Annotated in this window: 7 protein-coding genes; 5 read left to right on the top strand and 2 right to left on the bottom strand. The window is 71.2% G+C overall.

Going from position 1 to position 5849, the window contains the following annotated elements; genetic code table 11:
- On the top strand, positions 1 to 776 hold a 776-nt coding region (locus VFS34_00460), incomplete at its 5' end, for a methyltransferase domain-containing protein (protein HET9792903.1).
- A 153-nt stretch (positions 777 to 929) separates the two neighbouring features.
- Complete coding sequence (locus VFS34_00455; GenBank protein HET9792902.1) at positions 930 to 2096, top strand: NAD(P)/FAD-dependent oxidoreductase; 1167 nt, start codon at positions 930 to 932, stop codon at positions 2094 to 2096.
- 320 nt (positions 2097 to 2416) lie between these two features.
- Here the strand turns inward: VFS34_00455 and VFS34_00450 are convergent, their stop codons facing one another.
- Entirely contained in the window at positions 2417 to 3001 is a 585-nt protein-coding gene (locus VFS34_00450) for a hypothetical protein (protein ID HET9792901.1), read from the bottom strand.
- Between the two features lie 47 nt (positions 3002 to 3048).
- On the opposite strand from VFS34_00450, the gene VFS34_00445 reads away from it, so the two are divergent.
- Genes VFS34_00445 through VFS34_00435 form a run of 3 tightly spaced genes read left to right on the top strand, consistent with a single transcriptional unit; the run spans position 3049 to position 5388 of the window.
- A complete protein-coding gene (locus tag VFS34_00445; GenBank protein ID HET9792900.1) occupies positions 3049 to 3582 on the top strand; it encodes a hypothetical protein in 534 nt (177 codons plus the stop codon).
- A gap of 10 nt (positions 3583 to 3592) precedes the next feature.
- Positions 3593 to 4024: an EVE domain-containing protein gene (locus tag VFS34_00440; protein ID HET9792899.1), complete on the top strand. Its 432-nt coding sequence runs from the start codon at positions 3593 to 3595 to the stop codon at positions 4022 to 4024.
- Positions 4021 to 5388 carry a DEAD/DEAH box helicase gene (locus tag VFS34_00435; GenBank protein ID HET9792898.1) on the top strand — a complete coding sequence of 456 codons (1368 nt, stop codon included), beginning with the start codon at positions 4021 to 4023 and terminating at the stop codon, positions 5386 to 5388. Before VFS34_00440 ends, VFS34_00435 begins: the two co-directional genes overlap by 4 nt.
- A 53-nt stretch (positions 5389 to 5441) precedes the next feature.
- On the opposite strand, the gene VFS34_00430 is transcribed toward VFS34_00435, so the two are convergent.
- Positions 5442 to 5849 (bottom strand): GGDEF domain-containing protein (locus VFS34_00430; GenBank protein HET9792897.1); only part of this gene is annotated, 408 nt, incomplete at its 5' end.

Below are 5849 nucleotides of genomic sequence, written 5' to 3'. Positions count from 1 at the left end.
CTCTGCAACTGCATCGCCTTCGGGTCGAAGAATTCGGCGCTCGTCGTCGGCAAGGTTCCGTGAGCTTCCTCGTTCCGGAGCGTCGTCCCCAGCGGGAGATGCTCGACGAAGCCGGACTCCCGACGGAAGAGGTCGAACGCTCGCTGGCCGACATCCGCTGGATCAACCGTTTCTGGGGGGGACACCGCGTCGCGCGCTCCGCGGTTCTCGGGGCGATCGTCTCGGCGGGACGGCCCCAGACGCTCCTCGACCTCGGCTCGGGATCGACGGACGTCCCGATCGATCTCGCGCGCCGGGCCGCGCGCCGCGGCGTCCGCCTCGAGGTCTTCTCGCTCGACGTGCAGGTCGCCCACCTGGCGACCGCGAGGGGAATCTACGGGAAGAACGCTCCGGCGCTCGTCGCCGGCGACGCGAAACGCACGCCTTTCCCGGACGCCAGCTTCGACTGGGTGATCTCCGCGCAGTTCTTCCACCACTTCTCCCCGGAAGAGAACGTCGGGATCCTCCGGGAGATGGCGCGGCTGGCGCGGCGCGGACTCTTCGTCCTGGACCTGCGGCGTCATGCGGTCGCGCGACTGGCGGTGATCGGGCTCGGTCCGTTCCTCTTCCGGAGCGGCATCACGAAGGTCGACGCCCGGATGTCGGTCGAACAGGCCTACACTCCGGCGGAAGTCGGCGAGATCGCGCGACGCGCCGGGCTTTCGGGCATCGCCGTGCGCGCGGCGCCGCCCTTCCGCCTCGTGCTGTCGGCGCTGAGTCCCCCCTCCGGGGAATGACGTGACATTCCTTCGAAGAGCCGCGGATCAGCCGGCCAGGCGGCGCGACGACGGCGATCCGGGCACCTCACGGGGCGACGGCGGCATCGCCGATCGGCCCGCGCCCTTCGCGTGCCCCGCGCGAAACGCGCGCGCCCGGGAGGGCCCGCCGAGGTGACCTCCGAATTCGACGTCGCGATCGTGGGCGCCGGACCCGCCGGGTCTTCCGCCGCGATCGAGCTCGCGCGAGCGGGGCGTTCCGTCGTCCTTCTCGAGAAGGAGCGGTTTCCGCGGGACAAGGTGTGCGGCGAATTCCTGTCGCCGGAAGCGATGGACGACCTCGCGCGCTGGGGCGTCGCGGCGCGTCTCGCGGCCGAGCCCGTCGAGACGATCGACCGCGGCCGATTCTTCCTCGCGCCCGGCCGCGCCGTCGAATTCCCGCTGCCGCGCCCCGCCCTCGGCGTTTCGCGGCGGCTGCTCGACACGATCCTCGCGCGCGAGGCTGAATCCGCCGGAGCGGAGGTTCGATTCGGATGCGACGTCGAGCGCATCGCGGGCACGCCCGCGGAAGGCTTCTCGATCGCGAGCGCGGAGGAACGGCCGCTCAAGGCGCGCGTCGTGCTCGCCGCCTGGGGAAGATGGAGCCCTCTCGACCGCGCGTTCGGCCGCAAGTTCGCGACGCGCACGCGAGGCCGCTTCTTCGGATGGAGCCGCCACGACGCGGGAGACTCGTCGCACCTCGCCGGGCGGATCCACCTCCATTTCTTCCGCGGGGGTTATTGCGGCCTGTCGCGCGTCGAAGGAGGGGTCGTCAACTTCGCGGGCGTCGTCGCCGAGAAGGAGCTCCGCCGCCGGCTCGGAACGGCGGCGGAAGGCGGCGGCGGCTGGGAGCGGTTCCTCGCCGCGCTCGTCGACGCCGAGCCGAGTCTCCGCGCCGATCTCGCGCCGCTCCATCCGGTCCGGGAAGTCCTCGGAACTCCCGCCGTGTTCTTCGAGCGCCACTCCCCCGCTTTCGGCGGCGTTCTCGGGATCGGCGATGCGGCCGGGAGCCGGGATCCGTTCACCGGAGACGGCCAGGCGACCGCCATTCGGAGCGGGGTGGTCGCCGCGCGCACGGCGGACGCGTTTCTCCGCGGCGAGATCACCCCGGGCGCGCTCGAGCGCGCGCATCGGGAGACGTGGAAGCGCGCGTTTCGCGCCCCGTTCACGTGGGATGGAATCTTCCGGAAAGCGCTCTTCTCGCCGGTCGCGCGTCGCCTTCTGCTCCCGGTCGCCGCCCCTCTCGTCCGGCTCGGAATCGAACGCACGCGGGTTCGGCCGGCACGCACCGCTCTCGACTAATACACGATTCCAGCGCGGCTCGTACTCGGCGCTTCAGAGGGGGTTTGGGGGAAACATCCCCCAGGGAGAACGTTCAGCCCGGCGGTTCGGTCGCCGACGCCCGCTGCGAAGGCGACCGATCCGCGCCGAAGGCGCCCGCCGAGGCGATGCGCCGGCGGGTGGCGCGCGGGTCGTCTCTCCCGGAGCCGGCCGCCGCGCACCGTTCCGGTAACCCTATCCGCCGCCCGCGCCGGCCGGGCCGAGAGAGCGGCCGCGCGTCAGGCCCCGCCCCGGAAGCATCGCCTCCTCAGTCCCGCGATCGACGCGGCTGCGCGAAGCGATCACCACTCTTCGTCGGCTTCTTCCTTCTTCTCCACCCCGCGCGCGGCCGAATCGGCGACGTCCTGGTCCTCGGACTCCCGAAGGTCCTCCGGGAGATCCGACTCCGCCTGGCGCGCGAGCGCTTCGGCGTCGTGGCCGGCACCCCATTCCTGGAGACTCTCGGTGTACTTCTCGTCGGATTTCCAGTCGCCCTCGCCCATCACGCTCTTCGGCGGGGCCGCGCTCCGGGGAGCCGCGGCCTTCTTCGGCGCGGCGGCTTTGGGGACGCGTATCGAAGCCGCTTTCTTCGGAGCGGCCTTTCTCGCGCTCCTCGCCGGAGCGGCCTTTTTCGCGCTCCTCGCCGGAGCGGCTTTCTTCGCCCTCTTCGCCGGAGCGGCGCGGCGGGCGCCCTTCTTCGGGGCTTTGGCCTTCTTCGCCGACCGGCGAGCCGGGGCTTTGCCCTTCTTCGCGGGCTTGCGCGAAGCCGATTTCCGGGCCGACGATTTCGCGGCGCGGGAGGACCTCTTCTTCGCCGAGCTCCGCGACTTCGCCGCGCCCCTCGACGCCTTTTTCGCCGGTCGTTTGGCCTTCTTCTTCGTCGCCATTTCTTCTCCTCTCCGGGACGATTCTCCCGGTTCCTATAATCATATATGTGGTCCCCTCCCGCATCGCCGTGCGCGCCGGCCCGCAGGCGCTGCGGATCGACATCGCTCCGCCGATTTCTTCGCCGCCGCTTCGCCGCCGGCTCGTGGCCGCCGCGTCTCTCCTCGCGGCCGGAACGATCCTGGGGACGATCCGCCTCGGGCTCGAGTGGCGTCAGCTCGCCGCGGGGCGGGAAACGCTCCCGGCCTCCGTCCTCGTCCTCCTCTCCGCCGCGGTCCTCGTCGGGGCGCCCACCGCGCTCTTCGGACTGATCGCCCTGTTCTTCGCCGAGGAGACGCTCGAGATCGCGGAGGTCACGATCCTTCGCGAAATCTCGATATTCGGCGGGGCGGAGCGGCGGACTCTGCCCCGGGCCGCTTCGACCCGTCTCCTCTGGACGACACGGCCGGTCCCGCCGTGGTGGACGTGGACCTTCCGGCGGCTCGCGCTCGTCACGGGCCCGGATCGGCTCGGAATCGGCGCGACGCTCGGGTCCGCCGAGAAGGAGACCCTCGAACGAATCGTCCGGCGTGCGATCGAATAGAATCAAGGGGATGAGCGCAATCAAGGCCGTCCTCAAGACGGAGCCGTCCGCATATTCGTTCGATCAGCTCGAAAAGGATCACGTGACCCTCTGGACCGGAATCCACAACTACGCGGCGCTCCGCAACCTCGAACAGCTGAAAATCGGCGACGCGGTCGCCGTGTACCACACGGGGGTCGAGCGCGCCGCCGTCGGCATCGCGATCGTCACGAAACCGGCCCACCGGCCGCGCGGCGAGCCCAACCCGAAGTTCCTCGCGATCGAGGTCCGCGCCGGGCGCCGCTTCCCCCGGCCGGTGCCGCTGGACATCCTGAAGGAGGAGCCGGCCTTCGCCGACAGCCCCCTCGTCACGATGGGCCGCCTCTCGGTCGTTCCGCTCACGCCGCAGCAGTCCGACCGAATGGCCGCGCTCGCCGGCCGCCGGCGGGAGAGCGCCGTTTGAGCCACCTCACTTCCACGGAGCTCGCCGGGTACGACCTCCCCGAGTCGGTCCGCCGGGGAATCGAGGACGCGGGGTTCCGATACGCGACGCCGATCCAGGAGAAGGTCCTCCCGCTCGCGCTCGCCGGGCGCGACGTCGCGGGCCAGGCCCAGACCGGGACGGGAAAGACCGCGGCGTTCCTGATCTCCGGAATGACCCGCCTGCTGCGCCGCCCCGCCCCCGACCCCCGCCGCGGGCCCCGGCTGCTCGCCGTCGCCCCGACCCGCGAGCTCGCGCAGCAGATCCGCGACGACGCGGAGAAGCTCGGGGTCCATGCCGCGCTCTCGATTCTCGCCGTCTTCGGCGGGGTCGACTACCGCAAGCAGCGCGACGCGCTGCGGCTCCATCCGGACATCCTGATCGGCACGCCCGGGCGGCTCCTCGACTACGAGGGGCAGGGCGCGACGTCGTTCCGCGACGTCGAGGTCCTCGTCATCGACGAGGCGGACCGGATGTTCGACATGGGCTTCATCCGCGATCTCCGGAAGATCTTCCGGAAGTGCCCCCCGTACGACCGCCGCCAGTCGATGCTCTTTTCCGCCACGCTGTCGCCCCGCGTGATGGAGCTCGCGTACGAGCACATGAACGACGCCGTGCGCGTCGAGATCGAGCCGGAGCGCGTGACCGCGCGCGGCATCCGGGAGCGCCTCTACCACGTGCCGACGCACGAGAAGCTGCCGCTCCTCCTCGGTCTCTTCGAACGGGACCGCATGGAGCGCACGCTGATCTTCGTCAACCGCAAGACGACGGCCGCCGAACTCGTCGCGGCGCTCTCGGCCAACGGCCATCCGGTGAGCGCGCTCGCGGGGAACGTGAAGCAGCAGCGCCGCACGAAAATCCTCCAGGAGTTCAAGGACGGGCAGGCGTCCGCCCTCATCGCGACGGACGTCGCCTCGCGGGGACTCCACATCGACGGCGTCACCCACGTCATCAACTACGACCTTCCGCAGGACCCGGAAGATTACGTCCACCGGATCGGGCGGACCGCCCGCGCCGGCGCCGAGGGAGACGCGATTTCGTTCGCGGACGAGGAGTACGTCTTTTCGCTCGACTCCATCGAGAAGCTCATCGGCCGGCGCATCCCCGCGGAAGTCGCCGACCCGGGGCTCTACCGGCATCCCGAAACCCGCACCCGGATGACGCGCCCGCACCGGTCGGCCGGACCTCCCGGCGCGCGCGGTCCGCGCGGACCGCATGGGCCTCACCGCCCCGGCCCCTCCCGGCTGCCGCACCGTCCGCCTGCCGCGCCGGCCGGTTCCGCCGAAGCGGCGCCGGCGGACGGCGGGATGGGCTACGGTCGGTCGAAGAGAAAGGCTCGGCGCTAGAAATCCGCGGCGCCCGGGACCGCGCGAGTCCCCGACCCCCGCGACCGTACCGATCAGGCCGGGGGATTCGACGGGCGCCGGGAACGGCGGAGCGTGACCCTGTTCCGGCCTTCCCGTTTCGAGGCGTAGAGGGCTTCGTCCGCCGAGCGATACATCTCCTGGGAGTCGAACCCGACCTCCCCGCCGACGCTGGAGACTCCCGCGGAAACGGTGACCGAGAGATCGCCTGCGGAAACGGCGATCGGTGAATCGGAAATCAGGGCCCGGGTCCGCTCCGCGACCACCATCGCGCCCTCGGCGGACGTGCGGGTGAGAATCAGCGCGAATTCCTCGCCGCCGATCCGCGCGACCGTGTCCCCCGCCCGGCAGGCCTCGCGCAGCCGCCGTCCGACCTCCCGCAGGACCTCGTCCCCCACGTCGTGCCCGAAACGGTCGTTGACGGCCTTGAACTCGTCCACGTC

The sequence above is a fragment of the Thermoanaerobaculia bacterium genome (genome assembly GCA_035717485.1).
Lineage (GTDB): Bacteria > Acidobacteriota > Thermoanaerobaculia > UBA5066 > DATFVB01 > DATFVB01.
This window is presented reverse-complemented; position numbering and strand designations above follow the sequence as displayed.